The 24,262-nt window shown below is 44.0% G+C and carries 25 protein-coding genes; 18 read left to right on the forward strand and 7 right to left on the reverse strand.

Features of this window, described 5'->3' with window-relative positions:
- The first annotated feature begins 3 nt into the window (after positions 1–3).
- The 3 genes from thiS to thiH are packed head-to-tail and all read left to right on the forward strand — an operon-like array spanning position 4 to position 2,134.
- Positions 4–240: a sulfur carrier protein ThiS gene (gene thiS / locus C9J12_RS06295; RefSeq protein WP_107241944.1), complete on the forward strand. Its 237-nt coding sequence runs from the start codon at positions 4–6 to the stop codon at positions 238–240.
- 1 nt (position 241) lies between these two features.
- Complete coding sequence (locus C9J12_RS06300) at positions 242–1,012, forward strand: thiazole synthase (protein ID WP_107241945.1); 771 nt, start codon at positions 242–244, stop codon at positions 1,010–1,012.
- 9 nt (positions 1,013–1,021) lie between these two features.
- Complete coding sequence (thiH, locus tag C9J12_RS06305) at positions 1,022–2,134, forward strand: 2-iminoacetate synthase ThiH (protein WP_107241946.1); 1,113 nt, start codon at positions 1,022–1,024, stop codon at positions 2,132–2,134.
- A gap of 137 nt (positions 2,135–2,271) precedes the next feature.
- On the opposite strand, the gene C9J12_RS06310 is transcribed toward thiH, so the two are convergent.
- Together C9J12_RS06310 and C9J12_RS06315 are read right to left on the reverse strand one after the other, a co-directional pair.
- Positions 2,272–4,059 (reverse strand): aminopeptidase P family protein, encoded by a 1,788-nt coding sequence (locus C9J12_RS06310; RefSeq protein ID WP_107241947.1) that lies wholly within the window; start codon positions 4,057–4,059, stop codon positions 2,272–2,274.
- Between the two features lie 197 nt (positions 4,060–4,256).
- Positions 4,257–5,213 (reverse strand): LysR substrate-binding domain-containing protein, encoded by a 957-nt coding sequence (locus tag C9J12_RS06315; protein ID WP_107241948.1) that lies wholly within the window; start codon positions 5,211–5,213, stop codon positions 4,257–4,259.
- A 116-nt stretch (positions 5,214–5,329) separates the two neighbouring features.
- On the opposite strand from C9J12_RS06315, the gene C9J12_RS06320 reads away from it, so the two are divergent.
- A complete protein-coding gene (locus tag C9J12_RS06320) occupies positions 5,330–6,550 on the forward strand; it encodes a multidrug effflux MFS transporter (RefSeq protein ID WP_107241949.1) in 1,221 nt (406 codons plus the stop codon).
- Between the two features lie 119 nt (positions 6,551–6,669).
- On the opposite strand, the gene C9J12_RS06325 is transcribed toward C9J12_RS06320, so the two are convergent.
- Entirely contained in the window at positions 6,670–7,572 is a 903-nt protein-coding gene (locus tag C9J12_RS06325; RefSeq protein WP_107241950.1) for a DMT family transporter, read from the reverse strand.
- 223 nt (positions 7,573–7,795) lie between these two features.
- On the opposite strand from C9J12_RS06325, the gene rmuC reads away from it, so the two are divergent.
- From rmuC to hemB, 9 genes are all read left to right on the forward strand, one after another.
- Entirely contained in the window at positions 7,796–9,334 is a 1,539-nt protein-coding gene (gene rmuC, locus C9J12_RS06330; RefSeq protein ID WP_107241951.1) for a DNA recombination protein RmuC, read from the forward strand.
- 75 nt (positions 9,335–9,409) lie between these two features.
- Entirely contained in the window at positions 9,410–10,165 is a 756-nt protein-coding gene (ubiE, locus tag C9J12_RS06335) for a bifunctional demethylmenaquinone methyltransferase/2-methoxy-6-polyprenyl-1,4-benzoquinol methylase UbiE (protein WP_107241952.1), read from the forward strand.
- A 7-nt stretch (positions 10,166–10,172) separates the two neighbouring features.
- Positions 10,173–10,784: a ubiquinone biosynthesis accessory factor UbiJ gene (locus C9J12_RS06340; RefSeq protein ID WP_107241953.1), complete on the forward strand. Its 612-nt coding sequence runs from the start codon at positions 10,173–10,175 to the stop codon at positions 10,782–10,784.
- Positions 10,781–12,418 carry a ubiquinone biosynthesis regulatory protein kinase UbiB gene (gene ubiB, locus C9J12_RS06345; RefSeq protein ID WP_193944646.1) on the forward strand — a complete coding sequence of 546 codons (1,638 nt, stop codon included), beginning with the start codon at positions 10,781–10,783 and terminating at the stop codon, positions 12,416–12,418. Before C9J12_RS06340 ends, ubiB begins: the two co-directional genes overlap by 4 nt.
- An 83-nt stretch (positions 12,419–12,501) precedes the next feature.
- On the forward strand, positions 12,502–12,765 hold the full coding sequence (tatA, locus tag C9J12_RS06350; protein ID WP_107241954.1) for a Sec-independent protein translocase subunit TatA: 264 nt from the start codon (positions 12,502–12,504) through the stop codon (positions 12,763–12,765).
- Positions 12,766–12,768: 3 nt separating this feature from the next.
- On the forward strand, positions 12,769–13,107 hold the full coding sequence (gene tatB / locus C9J12_RS06355) for a Sec-independent protein translocase protein TatB (RefSeq protein ID WP_107241955.1): 339 nt from the start codon (positions 12,769–12,771) through the stop codon (positions 13,105–13,107).
- A gap of 11 nt (positions 13,108–13,118) precedes the next feature.
- The gene (gene tatC / locus C9J12_RS06360) at positions 13,119–13,874 is read left to right on the forward strand and encodes a twin-arginine translocase subunit TatC (protein WP_107241956.1); all 756 of its coding nucleotides are present in this window, start codon (positions 13,119–13,121) and stop codon (positions 13,872–13,874) included.
- Positions 13,875–13,962: 88 nt separating this feature from the next.
- The gene (tatD, locus tag C9J12_RS06365; protein WP_107241957.1) at positions 13,963–14,760 is read left to right on the forward strand and encodes a 3'-5' ssDNA/RNA exonuclease TatD; all 798 of its coding nucleotides are present in this window, start codon (positions 13,963–13,965) and stop codon (positions 14,758–14,760) included.
- A 128-nt stretch (positions 14,761–14,888) separates the two neighbouring features.
- A complete protein-coding gene (gene hemB / locus C9J12_RS06370) occupies positions 14,889–15,941 on the forward strand; it encodes a porphobilinogen synthase (RefSeq protein ID WP_107241958.1) in 1,053 nt (350 codons plus the stop codon).
- A 95-nt stretch (positions 15,942–16,036) separates the two neighbouring features.
- Here the strand turns inward: hemB and C9J12_RS06375 are convergent, their stop codons facing one another.
- Both C9J12_RS06375 and C9J12_RS06380 read right to left on the reverse strand, forming a co-directional pair.
- A complete protein-coding gene (locus C9J12_RS06375; RefSeq protein WP_011216941.1) occupies positions 16,037–16,912 on the reverse strand; it encodes a carboxylate/amino acid/amine transporter in 876 nt (291 codons plus the stop codon).
- A gap of 188 nt (positions 16,913–17,100) precedes the next feature.
- Positions 17,101–17,523 (reverse strand): universal stress protein, encoded by a 423-nt coding sequence (locus C9J12_RS06380; RefSeq protein ID WP_006233235.1) that lies wholly within the window; start codon positions 17,521–17,523, stop codon positions 17,101–17,103.
- A 252-nt stretch (positions 17,524–17,775) separates the two neighbouring features.
- Here C9J12_RS06380 and ftnA point away from each other — a divergent pair, with 252 nt between their 5' ends.
- The 5 genes from ftnA to C9J12_RS06405 all read left to right on the forward strand — a co-directional run bounded on the left by ftnA (position 17,776) and on the right by C9J12_RS06405 (position 22,048).
- Positions 17,776–18,303 carry a non-heme ferritin gene (gene ftnA / locus C9J12_RS06385; protein ID WP_107241959.1) on the forward strand — a complete coding sequence of 176 codons (528 nt, stop codon included), beginning with the start codon at positions 17,776–17,778 and terminating at the stop codon, positions 18,301–18,303.
- Positions 18,304–18,376: 73 nt separating this feature from the next.
- Positions 18,377–18,718, forward strand: a complete 342-nt coding sequence (uspB, locus tag C9J12_RS06390) for a universal stress protein UspB (RefSeq protein WP_172635962.1) — start codon at positions 18,377–18,379, stop codon at positions 18,716–18,718.
- A 113-nt stretch (positions 18,719–18,831) separates the two neighbouring features.
- Positions 18,832–19,929 (forward strand): mechanosensitive ion channel family protein, encoded by a 1,098-nt coding sequence (locus C9J12_RS06395; RefSeq protein WP_107241960.1) that lies wholly within the window; start codon positions 18,832–18,834, stop codon positions 19,927–19,929.
- A gap of 128 nt (positions 19,930–20,057) precedes the next feature.
- A complete protein-coding gene (locus C9J12_RS06400; RefSeq protein WP_107241961.1) occupies positions 20,058–21,245 on the forward strand; it encodes a BaiN/RdsA family NAD(P)/FAD-dependent oxidoreductase in 1,188 nt (395 codons plus the stop codon).
- Positions 21,246–21,508: 263 nt separating this feature from the next.
- Positions 21,509–22,048, forward strand: coding sequence for a DUF3332 domain-containing protein (locus C9J12_RS06405; protein ID WP_107241962.1), 540 nt, complete (start codon positions 21,509–21,511; stop codon positions 22,046–22,048).
- 90 nt (positions 22,049–22,138) lie between these two features.
- On the opposite strand, the gene C9J12_RS06410 is transcribed toward C9J12_RS06405, so the two are convergent.
- On the reverse strand, positions 22,139–22,738 hold the full coding sequence (locus tag C9J12_RS06410) for a TetR/AcrR family transcriptional regulator (RefSeq protein WP_107241963.1): 600 nt from the start codon (positions 22,736–22,738) through the stop codon (positions 22,139–22,141).
- A gap of 21 nt (positions 22,739–22,759) precedes the next feature.
- Positions 22,760–24,193, reverse strand: a complete 1,434-nt coding sequence (locus tag C9J12_RS06415) for a coniferyl aldehyde dehydrogenase (RefSeq protein ID WP_107241964.1) — start codon at positions 24,191–24,193, stop codon at positions 22,760–22,762.
- Positions 24,194–24,262: the final 69 nt, after the last annotated feature.

Consider the following 24,262-nt stretch of genomic DNA (forward strand, 5'->3'; position numbering starts at 1 on the left):
CTAATGACAACCCATACCGATAATTCAACCGATGTAATGATCCAAGTTTTGGTCAATGAGAAACCTGTCGAGTGTTCATTAGACTTAAACCTTGAAGCGCTACTTACTGAATTAGAAATGCCCTTACAAGCAACAGCCGTTGCGCTTAATGACGATATTGTTGCGCGTAGCCAATGGGGTAGCACGATATTGAGTGCTGGTGATCGTATTGCTTTATTTCAAGCTATAGCTGGAGGCTAAAATGTTAACTATTGCAGATAAAACGTTCTCTTCTCGTCTTTTTACCGGAACCGGTAAATATGCCAATAGCCAAGTGATGGCGACATCCATTATTGCGTCTGGATCTGAGCTGGTGACGATGGCGTTAAAACGCGTTGATATTGATAACCGTGACGACGACATCCTGGCTCCATTGATCAAAGCTGGAGTGAACTTACTCCCTAATACTTCGGGTGCGAAAAATGCGAAAGAAGCGATTTTTGCCGCGAAGCTGGCTCGTGAAGCTTTGGGCACTAATTGGTTGAAGTTAGAAATTCACCCAGACCCAAAATACTTAATGCCCGATCCAATCGAAACATTGGCTGCTGCCGCTGAGCTGGTGCGTCTGGGCTTTATCGTCTTGCCGTATTGCCATGCTGATCCCGTGTTATGTAAGCGCTTAGAAGAAGTCGGCTGTGCTGCTGTAATGCCGTTAGGTGCCCCAATTGGTTCTAATAAAGGGCTGGCATCGCGTGATTTCCTTGAAATTATTATCGATCAGGCGCGAGTGCCAGTTATCGTTGATGCTGGTATTGGCGCGCCATCTCATGCTGCAGAAGCCATGGAAATGGGGGCAGATGCTGTGCTGGTGAATACGGCGATTGCCGCTGCAGCCGATCCTATTGCCATGGGACGAGCATTCAAGCTTGCGGTTGAAAGTGGGCGTATGGCGTATGAAGCAGGTTTGGCTGGCACGGTAAACCATGCCATTGCGTCAAGCCCATTAACGGCTTTCTTAGATCAAACCGCATAAGGGTTGTGCATGAGTTACGTTGATGTTTGGAAGCAGCTGAATTGGGATGATGTACGTCTATCAATCTATAGTAAAACAGCGACAGATGTAGAGCGTGCATTACGTAAACCGAAGCGTGATTTGGAAGATTTCAAAGCGTTGATCTCTCCAGCCGCTGAACCGTATCTAGAACAAATGGCACAGCAGTCTGCGGTATTAACCCGTAAACGATTTGGACATACCATGTCGTTTTATGTGCCTTTGTATCTTTCTAATCTTTGTGCGAATGCATGTACTTATTGTGGTTTTTCAATGGAAAACCGGATTAAGCGCCGTACGCTTACCTTGGAAGAAATTAACCAAGAATGCCAAGCTATCAAAGCTATGAACTTTGATAGCATATTATTGGTGACGGGTGAGCATGAACGCAAAGTGGGCATGGAGTATTTTCGCGAAAGTGTGCCTGCGATCAAACAGCAATTTAGCTATCTGGCTATGGAAGTACAGCCGTTAGAGCAAGAAGAATATGCTGAACTGAAAACCTTAGGGTTGGATGCCGTGATGGTGTATCAAGAAACCTATAGTGCGCCGACTTATGCCGAGCACCATTTGCGTGGCAATAAAATGGACTTTGAATATCGCCTCGCCACGCCCGATCGCTTGGCTAAAGCTGGGATAGATAAAATCGGGATTGGTGCGCTGATTGGGCTTGAAGAGTGGCGGACTGATTGCTTCTTTGCGGCGACCCACCTTGATTACCTTGAACGCACGTATTGGCAAACCCGATATTCTATTTCATTCCCGCGGTTACGCCCGTGTGAAGGGGGGTTGCAGCCTAAATCTATAATGAGTGATCGCCAATTAGTTCAGTTGATCTGTGCCTATCGGATGTTTAACCCGCAAGTGGAGCTATCGCTGTCGACCCGAGAATCACCCGAGTTTCGCGATAATGTATTACCACTTGGCGTAACGAGTATGTCGGCAGGATCGAAAACTCAACCGGGTGGTTATGCTAACGATGAACCAGAACTGGAGCAATTCTCGATTAGTGATGATCGTTCGGTTGCTGATGTGGCAGCTGCCGTTAAGCAGAATGGTTTTGAAGTGGTATGGAAAGATTGGCACCATGCTTACTCCGGCTAATGCCAGCTAGAATTAGTATTTTTTAGCGTCATGTTTAGCGCAATAAAAAACGCCCGTATACTTCAGCGAATCTTCGCTAAACATGTATACGGGCGTTTTAGTTTGTTCTATTTACTGAATATGAATCAACGAATGATTTAGCGCTTCAGTGGGGCTGTTGCTTGTGCAAGCCATGCGAGATCATCGCCTTCAAGAGATGGGCTGATCACGGTAAATACCGTGTGGTGGTAATTGTTTAGCCAAGCTAATTCAACGTCATTCAGCAAGCTTAAATCAATTAAACGGCGATCAATCGGTGCACGCGTTAACGATTCAAAGCCCATAACGGTCATGTCACCTTGGGTTTCTACTTCAACAATCAACTCTAGGTTTTCAATACGAATTCCAAAAGCATCTGCGCGGTAGTACCCCGGCTCATTCGATAACACCATGCCCGGAAGCAAGGCTGTTGGGTTGTAGTTCTTCGCAATACGTTGCGGTCCTTCATGCACACTAAGGAAGTGGCCCACACCATGCCCAGTACCGTGGTCGTAGTCGAAGCCATTTGCCCATAGGTGCTGACGGGCTAGTGCATCAAGCTGAGAGCCTGTCGTGCCCTTTGGAAAGCGAGCTGATGCTAAAGCGATATGACCTTTTAATACCAAGGTAAAGGTGTGCTTAACCTCATCGCCTGGCTGACCAATCGCAATGGTACGAGTGATATCGGTTGTGCCATCTGGGTACTGACCGCCTGAATCGACAAGGTACACATTATCCATTTCCAGTACGCTAGGTTCTGGTTGGTTTAAGTGATTGTAGTGACACATTGCAGCGTTGCTGCCAGCAGCTGAAATCGTATCAAAGCTTACATCAGTACAGCTGGTATCTTGAATACGGAACTGCCATAGCTTATCAGATAGCGTGCCTTCATCGAGTAGATTACCCGCGGCAACCTGTGCATCTACCCATGCTAGATATTTAGAGACTGCAACACCATCACGAATATGACAGGCTTTCATGCCTGCCATTTCAGTTGAATTTTTTTGTGCCTTTGGCAGTAAACAAGGATCAGCGGCTTCAATAAGATTGGCACCTGCAGCATGTAATGTTTGACCTGCCCATGCATTGCTTGTTGCCGGATCAATCAATACTTGCTTGCCGCTTAATGCCTGTAAACCTGTTTCCAGTGCGTCAGGTTGATGAATACGAACACCATCACCAACGTGTGAGGCAAACTCTTCCGGTAAGCGAGCTGGGTCAATGTAGAAATCGACGCTTGCGTCAGCATGAATGATGGCTGTTGATAACAAAACCGGTAGGCTTGGCACATCGCTACCACGTACGTTTAATAACCACGCAATACTATCGACTTGTGTTAATAACGCTGCTTCAGCTTTTAGGTTCGTAAGTTTTGCTGCAATTTCACTGCGCTTGTCAGCACTGCTTTGGCCAACAAAATCTAGCCCCATTAACTTGGCGTTAGACAATGTTGCTGCAGGACGATCATGCCATAGCATTTCGATAGGGTTTTGCTCAATACATACAAGCTCTAATGCACCGGCAAGGCTTTCTGTCGTTCGCGTTAACCAAGCACCACTGTGAAGGCGAGCATCAATAGCGACTTTACTACCAGCAGCAAGGTTATCTTGCGCCCACTGTACTGGTGGTTCTTCAATAAGATGGCGGTATTCAAACACATCGCCAGGTACTTGCTTGCGTACTTGAACCACGTAACGACCATCAACGAAAACGGCGGCTTTATCACGAGTGATCACTGCCATACCTGCAGAGCCAGTGAAGCCTGTCGCCCAAAGTAAACGTTCATTATGCGCGGGAATGTATTCGCCGAGGTATTCATCTTCATGAGGAATAAGCAAAGCGTCGAGTTGATTGTTAACCAACCATTGGCGGATCTGCTCAATACGTTGTGAAATAACTGCTTGCATGTTTTGAGGTTCCTTGTTGTATGTCACCATCCGTGTGACGGAAAGTTGCCAGCGGAATAATTAAGTGTTGATTACTTAACGTTAACTACAGAACATTAATTATTGAACAATGAGATGCACTTTTTTATATCTCGTTTATCGCACTCAGTTGATCTGGCATGTCGTATTACGTTATCGCTTTTATTAACTGGCTGCAATTAGACGGAAGATAAATCACGACAACGACTGATGATAATTTGACGTAACCAACTATGCCCAAGGTCTTTTTCTTGATGTTGATGCCAAAATAACGTGTACGCCATAGCAGGAAGCTCTGATGGCAAGGGGAGTACGACCAAATCTAATTGCGCGGCAATGTAATTCGCGAAATGGCTCGGTGCGGTAAACACTAAATCTGTGTGGGTACATAGGCTAGCCGCGCTGTTGAAGTCGGGCACATACATTGCAATATCACGTGTCAGACCTTGTTCTGCTAATTTATAATCCAATAACCAGCGGTCATCTTGCCCGCAACGCACCTGAATATGGCGCTGTTTAAGGTAGTAGTCTTGATCCCATTCAGGGCTGTCAGAGCCAAAAATAGGGTGTGCTTTGCGTACGAGGCAGCATTGAGTGTCACGGCATAATTCTTGAGAAATGATGCCTTTAGGTGGCATCAACGTTAGCATTGCATCTTTGGGGTTAAGATCTTTACCAGTGATCCCGAAATCGATTTCTCCGCGTTGCAATTTATCAAAAGCATTACGCTCCCACGCGCGGGTATCGAGAATTATATTGGGGCCTTCAGAAAAGATATCACCAAGAAATTGCGGTAAAAATAAAGGATAGGCACTTTCTACCAGTGCCATTTTGAAATGACGATCACTACTCTTTGGCTCAAAGATGGCGGGAGCGGTAAGATTTTCGACATCTCGTAATAATTGTTCTAATAATGGGACTAGCGCCAACGCACGAGGGGTGGGCTTGATACCGTGAGCAGAACGGGTAAACAAAGGGTCATTAAATTGGTCACGTAAGCGCGTTAAGGTTTTACTCACCGCCGATTGACTGAGGTTAAGGCGTTTTGCAGCATGAGTCACGCTGCACTCTTCAAGTAATACATGCAGACAAACTAAGAGATTAAGATCAAGTCGAGCAAGCTTTTCGAATGACACAGTGCACCCCTGCAAAAAGTGATATTCCAAAATGGAAATTCTGGTTTGAATATAAACCATTTCTATTCATATCACTAAAGCCTTAGACTGCCGCTGTCATTAAATAGGAAAGTAACATGCAGCCAGAAACAGCAACGGCAAGTCAATCAACAGCCGTATCAGCAACAAGATTAATCACCTTAATGGTGGTACTTGTTTTATTTAGTCCTCTTGCGATCGATATTTATTTACCTGCCTTGCCAGCAATGGCAAAGGAATTTGCGGTAGATACAACACGTGTGCAAGATACCGTTACATGGTTCATGTTTAGTTTAGGTCTTGGTCAACTATTGGCGGGTCCATTAGCTGATCGCTTTGGCCGTCGCCCTATTGCGTTGGGTGGTATCACCATTTACGCATTGAGTGCTGCAATGGCGTATTGGGCACAAACATTAGATTTATTGCTGGTGGCGCGTTTATTACAAGGCTTCGGCGCTTGTGCGACATCGGTTGCGGCTTTTGCGGCAGTGCGTGATAGTTTTGGTCCTGAACGTAGCGGTCGTATGATCAGCTATTTAAACGGGGCAATCTGCTTCATTCCAGCTTTAGCGCCGATTCTTGGTTCATGGTTAACCCATGAATTTGGTTGGCGTTCTAACTTTAGTTTTATGGCGGGTTTTGCGATTGTAGCGGGTAGCTTTATTGCTATTAGCTTTAAAGAAACACGCCCAGCGGATACCAATATTGAAGGTTCGATGATTAGCTTCGAACGTTATATGTCAGTATTGCGCGAACCGGTTTTCTTATTCCATGCGACGCTATGTATGTTAGCGATGGCAGTGATTCTGGCTTACGTTACATCAGCACCGGTTTGGTTGATGATGGAGCTCGGTCAGGATATGGGGCAATTCACGATTTGGTTTGGTATTAATGCCGCACTCAATATTTTAGCGTGTATGGTCGCACCCAAATACATGGATCGCTTTGGTACTCGTCGTACACTTAAAACAGGGCTGATCTTATTAATTGGTGCTGGTGCGGCAATGCTGGTATTGAGCAACATCGCGCAAGCATGGGCATTTATGCTGCCTATTTTTATCTGTTCATTTGGCTTTGCATTTGTTCTAGGTTCATCGGCAGGTAAAGCACTTGCACCATTTGGTGACCGTGCAGGAACCGCTGCGGCATTACTTGGTTTATTCCAAATGAGTGGCGCGGGTTTGATGGTGAGTTTGACGCAACGTTTAGACTTTACACCACCGATGCTACTGACTTTTCAAATGTGGCTAGTGATTCCTGGCTTATTGATTCTGTGGTCTAAAGTGGGTCGTAAATGGCACACGGTAGCAGCAAATTAAGTAAATATTTATAACTAGACGCCTTTGCTCTTCTAGAGGCGCTGGGTCTCGACAACCCTGTAAAACGTTAGCCTGTCTTTGTGACAGGCTTTTTTTTGTCTTGTTATTCGTTCGATGCATTAGCTCGACGTGTTTGCTGCAGGGGCTTTCTTGCCTTTCCACTGTTGGATCAAGAGACCGCAGACTATCAGCACCAAACCGACCAAAGTTGATGGGTGAATTTCTTCGCCAATAATCGTTGCTAACAACAGCAGTGAAATAAACGGTGAGATGAAAATCAAGTTACTGATCCGCGCCGTATTGTTGGTTAAGCGTAATGCGTTTATCCACAAGACGAAGGTGATTCCCATTTCAAATAGGCCGACGTAACTCACGGCTACCCAACCTTGCCATGGCACTGGTTTCCACCCGCCCAAATACACACTTAAGCCAATCGAGAAAGGTAACGATACCAAAAATCCCAATAATACCCCGAGCACTGGGTCGGCTTTATTTTTGGCATTTAAGATCCAATACATCGCCCATAGAATGGTTGAAAATAATGCCAGTCCGACACCTAATGGGCTATCAAACTGCAACGCGGTAATATTGCCTTTGGTGGCGATCACTATCACACCGAAATAACCCAGTGCACAAGCAGCCCAATCTTGTTTTCGAATTTTCTGACCGAGGAATACCGCAGCCATTAATGTCAGGGTAATTGCCCAGCTATAGTTGAGCGGTTGAGCTTGAGAAGCAGGCAGCAATTCATACGATTTAAATAAGATGAGGTAATAAGCAAAAGGGTTGATCAAACCAAGCGTAAGGTAATAAAAAGGACGGGCGGTAAACGTTCGGCCTAATAAGTGCAGCTTGCCTTGATAGAGTGCAATTGCCGTCAGCGCGATAGCTGAAACAATACTGGCTGCGACCATCATTTGAATCGGGGTGAAATATTCAAGGGTGATCTTAAAGGCGGTTGCGACGGTAGACCAGAGTAATACAGCCGCTAAGCCATATCCGAGCGCATGACGTTCGTTCATTTTTTTCCTACGATTCGGTTAATAATAAGACGGGGGATCAGTGCGCTAGTCTATGCGATTGTTTTTCTAACAACTAGATCACATCTTTCAACGCTGTGATTGTCTCCGCGTAATTTTTGTCACTATTTTTCACTTGGTTTTCACTAACGGATAACTGCTGGACATTTATCCAGTATCCACTTAGCCTTTATGTCTGATATTTCTCTTTTTTCAGGTTTAAATGATGATGGCTGAATGGCTTAACGGTGGTGTACTGGCGGTATTGGCTGCAATGTCCGGTGCAACTATTGCGAGTGTGTTAACCGCAATCTGGATGAAAGGGCGCTTGCAACAACAGGCGCAATTGTTCCAACAGCAGATTGATGCAGGCGTACAGTTGGCACAAAGCCGTGAACAGCAAATTCAAGCGCAATTAACTGAACGAAATGATGAATTAGACGAACTGGATGTCGAGCGCGATCGCTTGACCAACGAATTACGCCAAATGCACGGTCGTCTTGCTGGTGCATTAGAAAAGATGCGTCATTTCGAAGCGTTGAAAAATGAAAAACAATACTTTTCTGAACAACTGGAAAATGCACGAGCAGCCAATGCCGGGCTTGAAGGGGACTTAAGAGAACAAGAAGCGCGTCATTTTGAAGAACAAAAAGCCGCGGAAGAAAAAATTGCATTGCTCGTTAATGCAGAAGAGCGTTTACGGGTGCAATTTGAAAGTTTAGCCAACCGACTGTTTGAACAGAAAACCCGAACGGTTGATGAGCAAAATAAACTCAGCATGGAATCGATTCTTAGCCCATTAAAAGCACAGCTTGAAGGCTTTAAGAAACAAGTGAATGATAATTTCAGCCAAGAATCACGTGAACGCCATACTTTAGTGCATGAAATTAATAACCTTAAACACTTGAATGAACAGATGGCACAAGAAGCCGTTAACCTGACTCAAGCGTTAAAAGGGGACAATAAAGCGCAGGGTAATTGGGGTGAGGTAGTACTGGCACGGGTGCTGAGTGAATCCGGTTTACGTGAAGGGCACGAATACCAAACGCAAGTCAGCTTAGAAAATGAAGAAGGAAAACGCTACCAGCCCGATGTTGTGGTGCATTTACCGCAAGATAAAGATGTGGTGGTAGATGCTAAAATGTCACTGGTCGCGTACGAACGCTTCTTTAATGCCGACACTATCGCTGAACGCGAGTTGGCGTTAAGTGAGCATGCTGCTTCGTTACGAGCGCACATGCGCGGATTAAGCCGTAAAGATTATCATCAGCTTCATGGGCTACATAGCCTCGATTATGTCTTGATGTTTATACCAGTAGAGCCTGCGTTCCAAGCTGCTATCGAGACTGACCCAAGCTTGATCCGCGATGCCATGGATTTGAACATTATGCTGGTGAGCCCGACAACATTGCTGGTGGCGCTACGTACGATAAACAACTTATGGCGCAATGACCGTCAAAATCAAAATGCCAAACAAATTGCTGAACGTGCCAGTAAGTTATACGACAAATTACGTTTGTTTGTGACCGATATGGAAACAGTAGGCGTATCACTTGATAAGGCGAGCCAAAGTTATCAAGGGGCAATGAATAAATTGACCTTAGGCCGAGGCAATGTGATTCGCCAAGCGGAAGGATTTAAGCAGCTTGGGGTTGAAGTTAAGCGTGATATAAACCCAATTCTGGTAGAAAAAGCGCAATCTACCTTGAATGAACTACCCGAAAGGGGTAATTCAGAGCGTTCAGAAGTAAATGATTTGTCGTAGTGCTTTGAGCAAAGCTCAACCATCAAGTACACTACGCTGGTTATTTACACAAATTATAAGCATAACGGATGTAGCATGACGGACACCACACAAGATACGACTCATTTCGGTTATCGAACCGTAGCCAAGGACGACAAAGTGAATTTAGTCGCGGATGTATTCCATTCCGTTGCAGCTAAATACGACATTATGAATGATATGATGTCGCTGGGTATTCACAGAGTATGGAAGCGTTTTACTATTGATTGTAGTGGTGTGCGCCGTGGTAATCGCGTATTGGATTTAGGCGGTGGTACGGGTGATTTAACCGCTAAATTCTCACGTATTGTTGGGGATGAGGGTCAAGTTATCTTGGCTGATATCAACAATTCAATGCTGAAGGTGGGACGCAGTAAATTGCGTGATTCCGGTATTGTCGGTAACGTCGGTTACGTACAAGCGAATGCAGAAGAACTGCCTTTCCCTGATGACTACTTCGATTGCATTACGATCAGCTTCTGCTTACGTAATGTGACCGATAAAGAGAAAGCATTACGCTCGATGTATCGTGTACTGAAGCCCGGTGGTCGTTTATTAGTGTTAGAGTTTTCTAAGCCGGTTGTTGAGTCGTTATCTAAAGTTTACGATGCGTATTCTTTCCATTTACTGCCTAAAATGGGTGAATTGATTGCTAACGATGCCGAAAGCTATCGTTACCTCGCTGAATCTATCCGTATGCATCCGAATCAAGAAACCTTAAAAGGTATGATGGATGATGCAGGTTTTGAGCAAACCAACTATTACAACCTAACCGGTGGTATTGTTGCGCTGCATCGTGGTTTTAAGTTCTGAGGACAGTATGTCATTTGATGCTTTGGTCACTGGCGCGGTAGAAACTTCGCTTAATACGTTATTAAAAGACGATGCTGACAGTCAGCGTCGTTTAGCGCGTTTACGCGGAAAAATTATTAGCGTAACGATTAACGAATTTGGTAAACAACTGATTTTCATATTTAGTCAGCAAATTGATGTGTTGGCGGTTTATGACGGTGATGTTGATTGTCAATTAGCGCTTAACCTAAGTGTGCTTTCTGAACTGCGTCAGCAGGCGAATCTGACCCAACTGATTAAAGCCGATAAGCTTTCATTAGAGGGTGATATTCAGTTAGCCCAGCAATTTTCTGCGCTGCTTAATGGTCTAAAACCTGATGTTGAAGAGAAACTTTCTCAATATACCGGTGATATCGTTGCACACACCGTTGTAAGCGGATTGAAAAACAGTGCACGCTTTATTCAGCGCAGTGTGGAACGTCGTCAGCGTGACTTAGCGGAAGTGATTACTGAAGAGTGGAAGCTAGCACCACAAGCCTTAGAAATTGCCTGTTTTGCCGATAAAGTGGATGATTTAAAGTCAGATTTTTCACGCCTTGAAGCGCGATTTAATCAGTTGTTAGAGCGTCATCCATCATGATTACGCCATCTGAATTCAAGCGTCTTTATAAAATCATTGAAGTCCAGTTACGTTATGGGCTCGATGACTTTTTACCTGACGATCCGCGAACGAAAATGCCGAAAATGGCGCGTAAGTCATTATTTTGGATTAAGAATCAGCACCCAGAAAAATCGCTCGGTGAACGTCTACGTTTAGCCTTACAAGAACTTGGCCCAGTATGGATCAAGTTCGGGCAAATGATGTCGACCCGCCGTGATCTTTTTCCTCCGCATATCGCCGATCAACTGGCTTTGTTACAAGATCAGGTTGAACCGTTTGATGGTAAGTTGGCCAAAGAACACATGGAGCTATCTTTAGGTGGCCCAATAGAAACCTGGTTTGATGATTTTGATGAAACACCCTTAGCTTCAGCTTCCATTGCTCAAGTCCATACTGCGATCTTGAAAGAGAATGGGCGCGAAGTGGTGTTAAAAGTTATTCGCCCTGACATTCTTCCTGTCATACAAGCTGACATCAAACTGATGTATCGTATGGCACATATCGTTGCCCGTTTATTGCCAGAAGCCCGTTTATTACGCCCAGTTGAAGTGGTGCGTGAGTATGAAAAAACGTTGCTTGATGAACTGAATATGATGCGTGAAGCGGCGAATAGCATCCAGCTGCGCCGTAACTTTGAAGACAGCGATACTCTGTATGTACCAGAGATGTTCATTGACTACAGCAGTACTAATTTATTGGTGATGGAACGCATCTACGGTATTCAAGTTTCAGATATTGATGCATTGATTGCAAATGGCACCAACATGAAGTTGTTATCCGAAAATGCGGTTAATATCTTCTTTACTCAAGTCTTTCGTGATAGCTTCTTTCATGCAGACATGCACCCTGGGAATATTTTTGTTTCCTATGAAAATCCAGAAACACCACAGTGGATTGCATTAGATTGCGGTATTGTGGGTACGTTAAACCGTGACGACAAGCGTTATTTAGCAGAGAATCTGTTGGCGTTTTTCCACCGTGATTACCGTAAGGTCGCTGAATTGCATGTGGATTCGGGCTGGGTGCCACAAGACACCAATATTGACGAATTTGAGTTTGCGATTCGTACCGTATGTGAGCCTATCTTTGAGAAGCCGTTATGCGACATCTCATTTGGTCATGTGCTATTGAATCTGTTTAACACTGCGCGTCGCTTTGATATGGAAGTGCAACCGCAGTTAATGTTATTACAGAAAACGTTATTATATGTTGAAGGGCTTGGACGTCAGCTGTATCCACAATTAGATTTATGGACCACAGCAAAGCCTTTCCTTGAAGATTGGATGTCTCGTCAAGTGGGGCCGCAGGCCATTGTTGAGGCAGTCAAAAGCAAAGCACCTTTCTGGGCTGAAAAGCTACCAGAATTGCCAGAATTACTTTACGACAGTTTGCGCCAAGGCAAGGTAATGAATCAGCGAATCGATAAACTCTATGACAATTTCATGGAGAGTCGGCGCTATCAAGGGCTTGCCCGATTCTATTTTGGTATCGGCGCGACTCTGGTGGTATGTTCTGCCATACTTTTTAGTAACCATGTTGAAACGATTCCTGTAGCGTCTGCTGCAATGGGCGTCACGTTTTGGTTACTTGGTTGGCGAGCTTGCCGCAAATAGCGGTAAAGTAAGCGACAATATACACATTAAAAGTTTCAACATAACATTAGTCATTAACCACAAAGAGCTGAGGTAAAACAAGCATGGGTGGTATCAGTATCTGGCAGTTGCTAATTATTGCACTGATCATTGTTCTTTTATTTGGAACAAAGAAATTACGTTCTCTTGGTGGTGATCTTGGATCGGCCGTAAAAGGCTTCAAAAAAGCGATTGGTGATGAAGAGCCAACCGTGAAAAAAGACAACACTGAGGCTGACGCTGACTTCGAACAGAAAACTCTGTCTAAAGAAGAACAGCAAAGTGAAGATCAGGTTCAAAAGAACCAAAAAGACAAAGAGCAGGTTTAACGCGTGTTTGATATCGGGTTCTGGGAGTTAATACTGATCTCTGTGGTGGGATTGGTAGTACTGGGGCCAGAGCGTCTACCTGTCGCGATTCGTAGTGTTTCGCGTTGGGTTGGCGCCGCTCGTAATATGGCAAATTCGGTGAAAGATGAACTGTCGCAAGAACTGAAAATTCAGGAACTGCAAGAGAATCTTAAAAAAGCCGAACAAATGGGAATGAAAGATTTATCGCCAGAATTGCGTGAATCGGTTGAAGAATTGAAGCAAGCCGCTTCAGATGTTCAACGTCCCTATGCTGAGAAAAGCGAGCCAACCTCAACAACGACTTCTCAAAAGCAGGAATAAATTACATCACTATGTCGACAGTAGAAGAAACGCAGCCATTATTTAGCCATTTAGTTGAGCTACGTAATCGCCTATTGCGTTCTATCTTGAGTGTCTTGGTGGTTTTTCTTGGTCTCGTTTGGTTTGCAAACGACATCTATGCTTTCATGGCTGCACCTTTGGTAGAACGTTTACCTGAAGGGGCTACGATGATCGCAACAGATGTTGCTTCGCCATTCTTTACGCCAATAAAACTCACATTGGTTACCTCAGTATTTGTTGCTGTACCTATGATTTTATATCAGGTATGGGGCTTTGTTGCGCCAGGTCTGTATAAGCATGAGCGTAAGCTAATCATGCCGTTATTGTTCTCCAGCTCTTTGCTGTTTTACGGTGGCGTATCATTTGCGTATTTCGTTGTGTTCCCTTTAGTGTTCAGTTTCTTTACGGGAATTGCGCCGGAAGGGGTGCAGGTTGCAACCGATATAGCCAGTTATCTTGATTTTGTCTTGGCGCTATTTATGGCGTTTGGGATTGCATTCGAGATACCTGTAGCCATCATTCTTTTATGCTGGACGGGGGCAACAGACCCACAAAGCTTAAAGACAAAGCGACCATATATTGTAGTGGCTGCATTTGTCGTGGGAATGATGCTGACTCCGCCAGATATTATTTCTCAGACATTACTCGCGATACCAATGTGTATATTGTTTGAAGTCGGCTTATTCTTCTCGCGTTTCTATGTGCGAGACCAAGAAGAAGATGACGATATTGAGCAAAGCGAATAACAGTAATCTGTTGTGATAATAAAAACCGGTGATGAGCCGGTTTTTTTGTTTGTATTGATTAGGTTTATTGGATTTATTAGGTTTTAAAATGATTGATATTGGCGTTAACCTAACGAACAGTCGTTTTGATAAAGATCGTGACGATGTTATTACGCGTGCTAAAGAAGCGGGCGTAACTGGCTTAATCTTAACTGGCACCAGTATTGAAGAAAGCCAGCAAGCCCAAAAAATGGCGCAGCAGTGGCCGCAATATTGTTACAGCACAGCAGGTGTTCACCCGCATGATGCCAAGTCTGTTGAAGACTTAACGCTTCCTCACATTCGTGCTTTAGCAGCAACACCTGAAGTGGTGGCGATTGGAGAGTGTGGGCTCGACTTTAATCGTGACTTTTCTCCTAGACCGCAACAAGAAGCGGTATTTGAAGCTCAGTTAGCGTTAGCGGCAGAATTGAACCTGCCTGTTTTTATGCATTGTCGTGATGCTCACGAGCGCTTTATCGACATACTAAGGCCATGGCGCACGAAATTACCAGCAGCCGTCTTGCATTGCTTTACAGGCAGCGAAACAGAGCTAAAAGAGTGTTTAGATCTTGATTTGCATATCGGCATTACAGGCTGGGTGTGCGACGAGCGTCGTGGTACGGAATTGCGTGATATTGTGCATCTGATACCCGATGATCGTTTGATGATTGAAACGGATTGCCCGTACCTGCTACCGCGCGATTATCGGCCAAAGCCAAAATCTAGCCGTAATGAACCGCAATATTTGCCCCATATTGCCAGTGTTATAGCGCAGTGTCGTCAGCAAGAGGCTGCCGAAGTAGTGTGTAATTCACGTGCGACAACGCAGGCATTTTTTGTGATCGGACCTCCCGAAACTTTATGAGGGTGGTATTATCGAATTAAGATAATAATGCCACGACATTCGCATTATTATAAGCTTATACCAGTCTAGACATTCATCCAGAATGGTATTAACAAACAGTAGTGAATCAACCATACAAGGAATATGCAGTGTCAGTATCTATTCAAGGCGCTTTCCCGGCACGCCGTATGCGTCGTATGCGTAAGCATGACTTTAGCCGTCGTTTAATGGCTGAAAACCAAATTTCTGTTAACGATTTGATTTACCCTATGTTCATTCTGATGGGTAAAGATCGTCGTGAAACGGTAGAGTCAATGCCGGGCATCGAACGACTGTCTATCGACCTTATGTTACAAGAAGCTGAATACCTTGCGAAATTAGGTGTGCCAGCAATTGCGTTATTCCCGGTTGTTTCTCAAGATTTTAAGAGCATTTGTGCCGCAGAAGCTCACAACCCTGAAGGCTTAGTACAGCGTGCGGTGCGCTTGCTAAAAGAACATGTGCCTCAAATGGGCGTGATCACTGATGTTGCCCTTGACCCATTTACCACACACGGTCAAGACGGCATTATTGATGAAGACGGTTACGTAATTAACGACGTGACAACAGAAGTACTGATCAAGCAAGCCTTGTCACATGCTGAAGCGGGTGCTGATGTGATAGCACCGTCAGACATGATGGATGGTCGTATTGGCGCAATCCGTGAGGCATTGGAAGAAGCGGGTTACATTCATACCCAGATCATGGCGTATTCTGCGAAATATGCGTCTAACTATTATGGCCCTTTCCGTGACGCCGTCGGCTCGTCGAGCAACCTTAAAGGCGGTGACAAGAAAACGTACCAGATGGATCCCGCTAATTCTGATGAAGCCCTGCATGAAGTCGCAATGGATGTGAATGAAGGTGCTGATATGGTAATGGTGAAACCAGGTATGCCGTACCTTGATGTTGTTCGTCGCGTGAAAACGGAGCTGAAAGTACCGACGTTTGCTTATCAAGTCTCGGGTGAATACGCGATGCACATGGCTGCAATTCAAAATGGTTGGCTGAAAGAGCGTGAAACCGTGATGGAATCACTGATGTGCTTTAAGCGCGCAGGGGCTGATGGTGTACTAACGTACTTTGCTAAATCGGTTGCTGAATGGTTAGCAGAAGATGCTGTAGCACGTAAAGCCGATGCTGATAGCTGTTCTCAGAAATAACGGATACTTGCGATAGCTGAACTTCGAAAAGAGGCGAGATACTCAATGTTAACGAGTATCTCGCCTCTTTTTTATGTGTGATTTGGCTTATTAGCTTATGCGGTTCTGGTCTGCTCGACTTTACGCTTCACCCACGTTTCATTGAACCACAATGAAAATAGAATAATAACACCACCGATAATTAAACGAGAGTAATCGACATCACGATTCCAAATCACTAGGTTTACGATCAAGCCCGCAGGCACCAGAGCATTATTCATAATGGCTAACGCGCCAGCATTCACCATGGTAGCCCCCTTATTCCAGATGAAATAACCCAGACCAGAAGCAATCGTACCTAAGTAAACTAAAATGCCCCATTGGGTATTGGTTGTCGGTAATTTCTCGATATTGCCGAATAATAAAAACATCGGTAATGCGACACAAATAGCCCCTAAATAAAACAAACCAAATACTGTATGTTGCGGTAGATCTGCCTGCTCTTGTTCCATGATGTGCTTATAGCCAACTTGCCCGATAGCGAAGCATAAATTTGCTCCCTGTACGATAAAGAACCCAATAATAAAGTTCTCGTTGATCCCTTCAAACTTAATAACTGCAGCCCCAACTACCGCGATAACAGCGGTCAGTAGATACCACACTGAAAATTGCTTATGCAGTAGATCGTAAATCAGGGTGACGTAAATTGGGGTGAAAATAGTAAACAGTAGTACTTCCGGCACGGTTAAATATAAGAAAGATTGGTAATAGAAGCAGTACATGATGCCGAGCTGAAAAGCCCCGACAATCATTAGCTTAATGGCGAGTTTAGCGTGTAAATTTTTCTTTCTTAAAAAGGGAAGAAAAACCAAGCCGGCAAGGGCGACACGTGTGAGTACAGAGAACCATGCATCAACCTGACCGGCCAAATACACACCGATCAAGCTAAATGAAAATGCCCATAACAGGGTGATTGCTGATAAATATCCCATTTTTTATTTAATTTATTATCCATAGAGGGCGATAGTCTAACCGAAATGATTCAGTTGAAATATGGATAAAAGGTAGGGGAATAGCCAAAAGCCACGGTTTTATGGTCAAACAATCAATGAGCAACGGCGTTGATCGTATCAAGCGCCGTTGTTGAAATATTCAGGAAAACCGATCGATAGGGTAGGCTTTATTTTAAAGGCACCATCAATAAATCGACGGGGGTCGCATTCATTAATTGCTTGGTTGAAGAAAGGATCTTACTCCAAAAATCTTGGTGATGGCCACATACCACTAACTCGATATCGAGGTTATTGATGGCTTGGCAAATTTCATCACTAAAATCACCGCTGCCCACTAGGGTATGAGAAACAGGGTAGTTTGCTTTTTCTGCCAGTGCTTGGAGCTGCTTTTGTGCATCATCAAACATTTTGAATTGGGTATCAGAGAGATTGATATCAATAAGACCAGTATAAAGTTCGGCATAATTGACATCAATATGGATCAAAGACAATTTGGCCTCTAGCTCTTTGGCGAGTGTAGCTGCTTTATTGACGAGGATGAAGCTGTCATCGGAGAGGTCGATTGCAACTAGAATGTGTTTATAAGCCATAACTTGCACTCCTTTATCGTGGTTTTAATCATGCTAGCATTGAGTATGATTGAAAAATATCGGTTAGATCGCATCCTTTATAGGAAGATAGTGCGTTAATTAATTATTACAAAAGTAGTCTTTTTTTTAATCTTACCCGTATGTTATGGGATACTGATTGATAATTTCACGGCAATTGTGGGCATGAGTTGCAAACTCAATTGTGCACAGTGGCAATGTGTTGATTACACTTTAATAGATAGGAGTTGTGTAATGTTAGCTCAAGAGATGGTTGCAAAGCTGAACGAGCAAATTAATTTGGAGTTCTTTTCTTCAAACCTATACCTGCAAATGAGCGCATGGTGTGAAGATAAGGGCTTCGAGGGGGCTGCTGAGTTTTTACGTTCACATGCAGTTGAAGAAATGGAACACATGCAGCGTTTGTTCACTTATGTGAGTGAAACGGGCTCTATGCCAATGTTGGGTGCAATTGCAGCACCAAAGCACGAGTTTGAATCTTTGGGCGCGGTATTTCGTGAAACATATGAACATGAACAATTAATTACTAGACAAATTAATAAGTTAGCTCATGTTGCATTTACGACTCAAGACTACTCTACCTTTAATTTCTTGCAGTGGTATGTCTCAGAGCAGCATGAAGAAGAAAAGTTGTTTAAAGGCATTTTGGATAAGATTGAGTTAGTTGGCGAAGATGGCAAAGCTTTATTCTTTATTGATAAAGATCTTGCAGCAATGGCGAAGGCTGGCTCGACATCTGTAATGGATACAACGGTTGGTTAAGTGTTTTAGGGGCGCAATTAAACGGCGCCCTCTCTTCCCCAGCCTGTAACTGATGTTGTTTGGGGGTTTTATGATGAATATTAGTGGTGATGCATTTCTACTTGCACTCTTTTTGATCATGGTTGTGAATGTGTCTCGATATGTGAGTACCTTGCGTACATTGCTTCGGGTAATGCGAGATTGTGACCCATTACTTTATCAGCAAGTTGATGGTCGCGGTTTTTTCTCTTCTCAAGGGAATGTCAGTAAGCAAGTCCGTCTTTTTCACTACATTCGTAGTCAGCAATATCAGAATCATCATGATCCGTTATTCATGACTAAATGTGTGAAAGTTCGCAAGCTTTTCATCCTTGCGAGTACGTTTGTCATGGTTTTCTTTATCTCGATCTTTGCCGTCGCGTTTCTTGGTATCTAATGGCAAATTGTGTCGTTATATTTGTTCAACGGACTTTATTGATTGCTTATTGAAATTGAACCGCTTAGCTTTATGCCTAGTTTATTTTATCGACATATTGGCTAACGGTTTTTATGACAAGATTTATTCAATGGTGGTCATCCCTTGAACAAGGTGTGAATCACGACTGGATGTACAATGTGGGTTTGTTACTCGCGTTAAGTGCAATTTTATGGGGTGGATGGCTACTTGTTACCCGCCGTCTTTCTTTGATTGCCGAAAACACCCGCTTAATTTGGGATGATGCACTGGTAAGTGCGGTTCGTCGTCCTGTCTGTTGGCTGATATGGTTATGGCCTGCCGTATTATCGCTTGGCATTGTGATTGATAACACCACAAGCTACCCCACCACCTTTCTTGCTGTTGTTCGACATTTAATCGTAGTTTGGACCTTCGTCTGGATACTGTTACGCCTGGTCAGTAATGTCGAAGCTGGTATATTACCTAAAGCGAAAGATACCACCACCATTAATGCTATTTCTAAGATACTGCGTTTGATCGTAATGGTCATTGGTGGCTTAGTGATGATGCAGAACCTTGGCTTGAGTTTGTCGGGTGTGCTGACCTTCGGTGGCGTGGGTGGTTTAATTGTCGGTATGGCCGCAAAAGATATGTTGGCTAACTTCTTCGGTGCCATGATGTTGTATCTGGATCGCCCTTTCAAAGTGGGTGATTGGGTGCGCAGCCCAGATCGTCAAATTGAAGGTACGGTTGAGCGCATCGGCTTTAGAATGACGGTTATTCGCACATTTGATAAGCGACCGCTGTATGTGCCTAATTCTGTCTTTAGCTCTATCGTGGTTGAAAACCCTTCACGTATGACGAACCGTCGAATTAAACAAAGTGTCGGGTTACGTTATGAAGATGCGGCTGTCGTGGGCAAAGTGGCGTCTGATATAAAAGCCATGCTATTAAATCATGCCGATATTGATAGTAACCAAACCATGATCGTTTGTTTTGATACGTATGGTGCATCGTCATTGAATATATTGGTGTACACCTTTACCAAAACCGTTAATTGGGTTGAATATCAAGAAGTACAGCAAGATGTGATGCTGAAAATCGTGGATATTGTGCATCGTAACGGTGCTGACTTTGCGTTTCCAACCACAACGTTACACATGCACGATGCCGATATTACAATGAATAGCAGCCAGCCTAATTTAGCCTAGAATAGGAGATTAGGTTTGGTATTCACGCCATAGCCGCGTAAAATGCGCGCAGAACACAAAGGGATGCTAACCGCTATGGTATTGCATCCCTTTTTCATTCCGTGATGATCCAGAGTTTAGGTACAGAAATGGCTAACAAGTTTGATGTTGTAATTATTGGTGCAGGTGCTGCAGGGTTAATGTGTGCGGCAGAAGCAGGCAAACGAGGTCGTTCTGTGCTGGTGGTTGATCACGCAAAGAAGCCAGGGCGTAAAATCCTGATCTCTGGTGGCGGTCGCTGTAACTTTACTAACTATGATGTGACAGCCAGTAATTTTGTTTGTCGTAATCCACATTTTGCAAAATCAGCCTTATCGCAATATACCCAGTGGGATTTTATCGCGATGATTGCGAAACATAATATTGCTTACGAAGAGCGCTCGCACGGGCAGCTATTCTGTGAAGATTCAGCCAAAGAAATTGTGCAAATGTTATTGGCTGAATGTGATTTACCAACGGTTGAACAGCGTTACCGTTGTGATGTGCATGACATCACTAAAACTGACTCTGGCTTTCGCTTAAAGCTGAATACCGATACGGTTGAATGTGAGTCTTTAGTGATTGCGACGGGGGGCTTATCCATGCCTAAGCTGGGTGCAACGCCTTTTGGTTATCAGGTTGCAGAGCAATTTGGGTTGAAAATGGTACCAACCACTGCGGGTTTAGTGCCTTTCACCTTGCATAAAGAAGAAAAAGAAGCGTTTGCTGAATTGTCTGGTATTGCGGTTCCAGTGACGATTGAAGCGGAAGACGGTACTTATTTCAAAGAAAGTTTACTGTTTACTCACCGTGGGCTGTCTGGTCCGGTTATTTTACAGATTTCATCGTACTGGACACCGGGTCAGAAAGTGACAATTAACTTGCTGCCTGACGTATCGTTGAGCGATACCTTGCGTGCGATGCGTGAAAGTAATCCGAACCAAAGTCTAAAAATAGCGCTGTCGCGTTTATTGCCTAAGCGCTTAATTGAAGTGCTTATCGAGCGTGGTGACATTACCGATAAGCCATTGAAGCAATATAATGAGAAAGAGGTTGCAAGCCTCGATGCGTATTTCCACTCGTGGTCTATTGCTCCAAATGGCACGGAAGGCTACCGCACTGCTGAAGTTACATTAGGTGGCGTAGATACTGATGAACTGTCATCAAAAACGATGGAAGCGAAACAGGTTCCTGGTTTGTACTTTGCTGGCGAAGTGATGGATGTGAGCGGTTGGTTGGGAGGCTACAACTTCCAATGGGCATGGAGTTCAGGTTATGTTGCTGGTCAATACGCTTAAATGCATTAAAAGTGGCAAGTTACAAAAGTAAACCTAAAAGCGGCTATTTAGCCGCTTTTTATATATTTATTATTAATTAATCAGGTGTTTGTCTTATTACGGTTTGATAGTAAATCACCGTTTTTTTACCTTGATTTAGCTTAAAGCCTACATTGTTTTGATTTCAGAACTATTCACAAAAAATTGACTCGTAATATCCACAAAAGTGCTTATAATCCGCCGACTTTTTATCCATTTTAATTTTAACGCGGAGTAACGTACAAATGAAAAAGATCGCACTGAAAGCTGTGGCGATGGCTGTATTGGCAACCTCTTTAACCGGTTGTATTGGTCAGATGGGCACCTCACAAATGGTGACCAAAGCAAACTTATCAGCTGTCGATAACCGTTATGGTCGTGCGGGTCTATTTGTTCTGTTAAGCCCGGTATATGGTATTGCTGCAGCAGCCGATTTATTTATCTTCAACTCAATTGAATTCTGGACCGGTAAAAACCCTATTACAGGTAAATCACCCGCAGTGGCTGATATGCCTGTTGATGCTATCTTTAAGATCAACAGTAAATTAGATAAATCAATGACGACGGTGCCGCTAGCAAGCGTGCAGAACAGCAATATTGAAGCGGCTACATTCCGTCAGCTTGACGATTCTACCCTAGAAATGAACGTGTCTTACCAAAATGGTGAAACCGCGCGACTACGTGGCGAGAAAGCTGGCGATAACGTGAACTTCTACTTAGACGGTGAGTTCATTACGACAGTAAGTATTGCAGAGTTAAACCAATACGCTGACGTACAAGCTTAATCATTACGATGTGGTGAAAACCGTATTATACAATGAATCAAAAACGGGAGCTTAGGCTCCCGTTCTGCTTTTTAATTAGCCACTTTTAAATCATGGTTTAGCGACTAAGCCTTGCCAAAACATCTGGAAAGCACCGTCTTGATAACTTTGCTGTTGGAATAGCTCTGGTTGTTCAATAAATAAGGTTGTCACCGCTAAATAGTGATAATGGCAATAATTAAGTACTAAAGGTATTGGCAAGCATGCCAATACGCCTTGCTGCTGTCCTTGCTTAATCGCTTCAACTAAAAACGCCATTGATGACGTCATAACATCTTGTTGTTGGCTAATTTTAAATTGTGGGTCGTTGGCAAATTGCTGCAGAAACTGCCATTTTAGTGGGTGACTCATTGCCCATTCAATTGCTTGATGCCAATAGCTTTCAATAGTGGATTTTAAAGCATCCGCTTGATTGTCCAATGAACCAACGTTATCAGCAGTATTTTGGCTAATGGACTGACTCAATTCATCTTTGATCGAACGGTATAGCGTCACCACCAATTCTTGTTTATTTGAAAAATGATGGAATAGCGTACCCGTTGCCACGTTTGCTTGCTTGGCAATTTTGGCTGTTGCTGTTGCTTGAATTCCCTGTTCGACAAAGAGCAAAAGGGCGGTATCCAAAATTTTCTGTTTCTTTTCTGTAACCATAAACAGATTAAATTCCCAAATTTATCGAAGGAAGAAAGCTAACATCAGCTTTTGTATCCAGCCACCATAAGGTGGGGTCACTAATTTAGCGGTATTTATTTTACCGCGACTCAAAATTGTTTTCGCTTTCGAGAACGTTAAGAACCCTTCTTTACCGTGATAATGCCCCATACCGGAAGGACCGATACCACCAAATGGTGCATCATCGGCAGCAACGTGGAAGACTGACTCGTTAATACACATTCCGCCAGAATGGGTGGTGGTTTTAATGCGTTGTTGCAGCTGTTGATCAAAACTCATTAGGTATAACGCCAGCGGACGAGGACGTTGCTGAATATAGTCGATTGCCTGATCAATTGTTTTATAGGGCACGATTGGCAATATTGGACCAAATATTTCATCTTGCATGACGGTCATATCATCATTGGTATTCAACAAGATATGGGTGACCATACGATGTTGCTGATCATCACGACTATTTTCATGGCAAGGGATCACCGTCGCGCCTTTGCTTTTTGCATCTTCAAGCCAAGCGGTTAGGCGTTGATATTGGCGCTGATTAATTACCGACGTAAAGTCTTTGTTATTCGTACCCTTTGGGTACATCTTATTGAATTGCTTTTTGTACTCTGCAACAAAATTGTCCACTTTATCTTCAGGAACTAATGCGTAATCAGGGGCGACACAAATCTGCCCGCCATTGAGGCTTTTGCCGTAAATCATCCGCTCAACCGCGACATTCAATGGTATATCGGGGGCAATAATGGTGGGTGATTTGCCACCTAGCTCGAGTGTGACTGGAGTGAGGTTATCAGCTGCTGCGCGCATAACATGGCGCCCAACGGTCGTTGAACCGGTGAAAATCAGGTGATCAAACGGTAATGCGGTAAAGGCTGCTGCGATATCGGCTTCACCTTCAAAAACCGCCACGTGTTTGTTATCAAATGCCGATGCCAGCAATTCACGCAGTACGATGTTGGTTGCTGGGGTGAATTCACTGAGCTTAATCATGGCGCGGTTACCCGCCGCTAAGGCGGTGATTAATGGCCCAAGGCTGAGCATTACTGGGAAATTCCACGGTACTACAACCCCGATCACCCCGAGCGGTTGATATACCACTTCCACTTTGGCTGGCGCTAACAATAAGCCGGCATGGCGCTTCGAGGGTTTCATCCACTTTTTTAAGTGTTTAATGGTGTAGCTAATATTCATGACGCAGGGCAGTACATCAGCCATTAGACTGTCTTGTTGGCTACGTTGTCCGTAATCTTGATTCAGTGCCTCACATAGTGCTGTTTTGTTGGCTAACAAGGCTTTTTTAAGCGCCTTTAGCTGGGTGATTCGTTCAGCATAGTCTGGCATTGGGTGAGCAGAATAACTCGCACGTTGTTCGTGTAATGTATTTTGCATTGCCGAGATGTCTAATTTGGTGACGACGTTTTCTGCTACTGTCATTGATATTGCCTCATGAGTGATTGGTCACAAAGATCCTGAACAGTTCGATGCCGTGTCGAAATAATATCC

It is taken from the genome of Photobacterium frigidiphilum, from assembly GCF_003025615.1.
GTDB lineage: Bacteria > Pseudomonadota > Gammaproteobacteria > Enterobacterales > Vibrionaceae > Photobacterium > Photobacterium frigidiphilum.

Coding starts and splice junctions, on each gene's coding strand:
- thiS (WP_107241944.1), top strand. CDS start 4: ATGACAACCCATACCGATAATTCAACCGATGTAATGATCCAAGTTTTG.
- C9J12_RS06300 (WP_107241945.1), top strand. CDS start 242: ATGTTAACTATTGCAGATAAAACGTTCTCTTCTCGTCTTTTTACCGGA.
- thiH (WP_107241946.1), top strand. CDS start 1,022: ATGAGTTACGTTGATGTTTGGAAGCAGCTGAATTGGGATGATGTACGT.
- C9J12_RS06310 (WP_107241947.1), bottom strand. CDS start 4,059: ATGCAAGCAGTTATTTCACAACGTATTGAGCAGATCCGCCAATGGTTG.
- C9J12_RS06320 (WP_107241949.1), top strand. CDS start 5,330: ATGCAGCCAGAAACAGCAACGGCAAGTCAATCAACAGCCGTATCAGCA.
- C9J12_RS06325 (WP_107241950.1), bottom strand. CDS start 7,572: ATGAACGAACGTCATGCGCTCGGATATGGCTTAGCGGCTGTATTACTC.
- rmuC (WP_107241951.1), top strand. CDS start 7,796: ATGATGGCTGAATGGCTTAACGGTGGTGTACTGGCGGTATTGGCTGCA.
- ubiE (WP_107241952.1), top strand. CDS start 9,410: ATGACGGACACCACACAAGATACGACTCATTTCGGTTATCGAACCGTA.
- C9J12_RS06340 (WP_107241953.1), top strand. CDS start 10,173: ATGTCATTTGATGCTTTGGTCACTGGCGCGGTAGAAACTTCGCTTAAT.
- ubiB (WP_193944646.1), top strand. CDS start 10,781: ATGATTACGCCATCTGAATTCAAGCGTCTTTATAAAATCATTGAAGTC.
- tatA (WP_107241954.1), top strand. CDS start 12,502: ATGGGTGGTATCAGTATCTGGCAGTTGCTAATTATTGCACTGATCATT.
- tatC (WP_107241956.1), top strand. CDS start 13,119: ATGTCGACAGTAGAAGAAACGCAGCCATTATTTAGCCATTTAGTTGAG.
- tatD (WP_107241957.1), top strand. CDS start 13,963: ATGATTGATATTGGCGTTAACCTAACGAACAGTCGTTTTGATAAAGAT.
- C9J12_RS06375 (WP_011216941.1), bottom strand. CDS start 16,912: ATGGGATATTTATCAGCAATCACCCTGTTATGGGCATTTTCATTTAGC.
- C9J12_RS06380 (WP_006233235.1), bottom strand. CDS start 17,523: ATGGCTTATAAACACATTCTAGTTGCAATCGACCTCTCCGATGACAGC.
- ftnA (WP_107241959.1), top strand. CDS start 17,776: ATGTTAGCTCAAGAGATGGTTGCAAAGCTGAACGAGCAAATTAATTTG.
- uspB (WP_172635962.1), top strand. CDS start 18,377: ATGAATATTAGTGGTGATGCATTTCTACTTGCACTCTTTTTGATCATG.
- C9J12_RS06395 (WP_107241960.1), top strand. CDS start 18,832: ATGACAAGATTTATTCAATGGTGGTCATCCCTTGAACAAGGTGTGAAT.
- C9J12_RS06400 (WP_107241961.1), top strand. CDS start 20,058: ATGGCTAACAAGTTTGATGTTGTAATTATTGGTGCAGGTGCTGCAGGG.
- C9J12_RS06405 (WP_107241962.1), top strand. CDS start 21,509: ATGAAAAAGATCGCACTGAAAGCTGTGGCGATGGCTGTATTGGCAACC.
- C9J12_RS06410 (WP_107241963.1), bottom strand. CDS start 22,738: ATGGTTACAGAAAAGAAACAGAAAATTTTGGATACCGCCCTTTTGCTC.
- C9J12_RS06415 (WP_107241964.1), bottom strand. CDS start 24,193: ATGACAGTAGCAGAAAACGTCGTCACCAAATTAGACATCTCGGCAATG.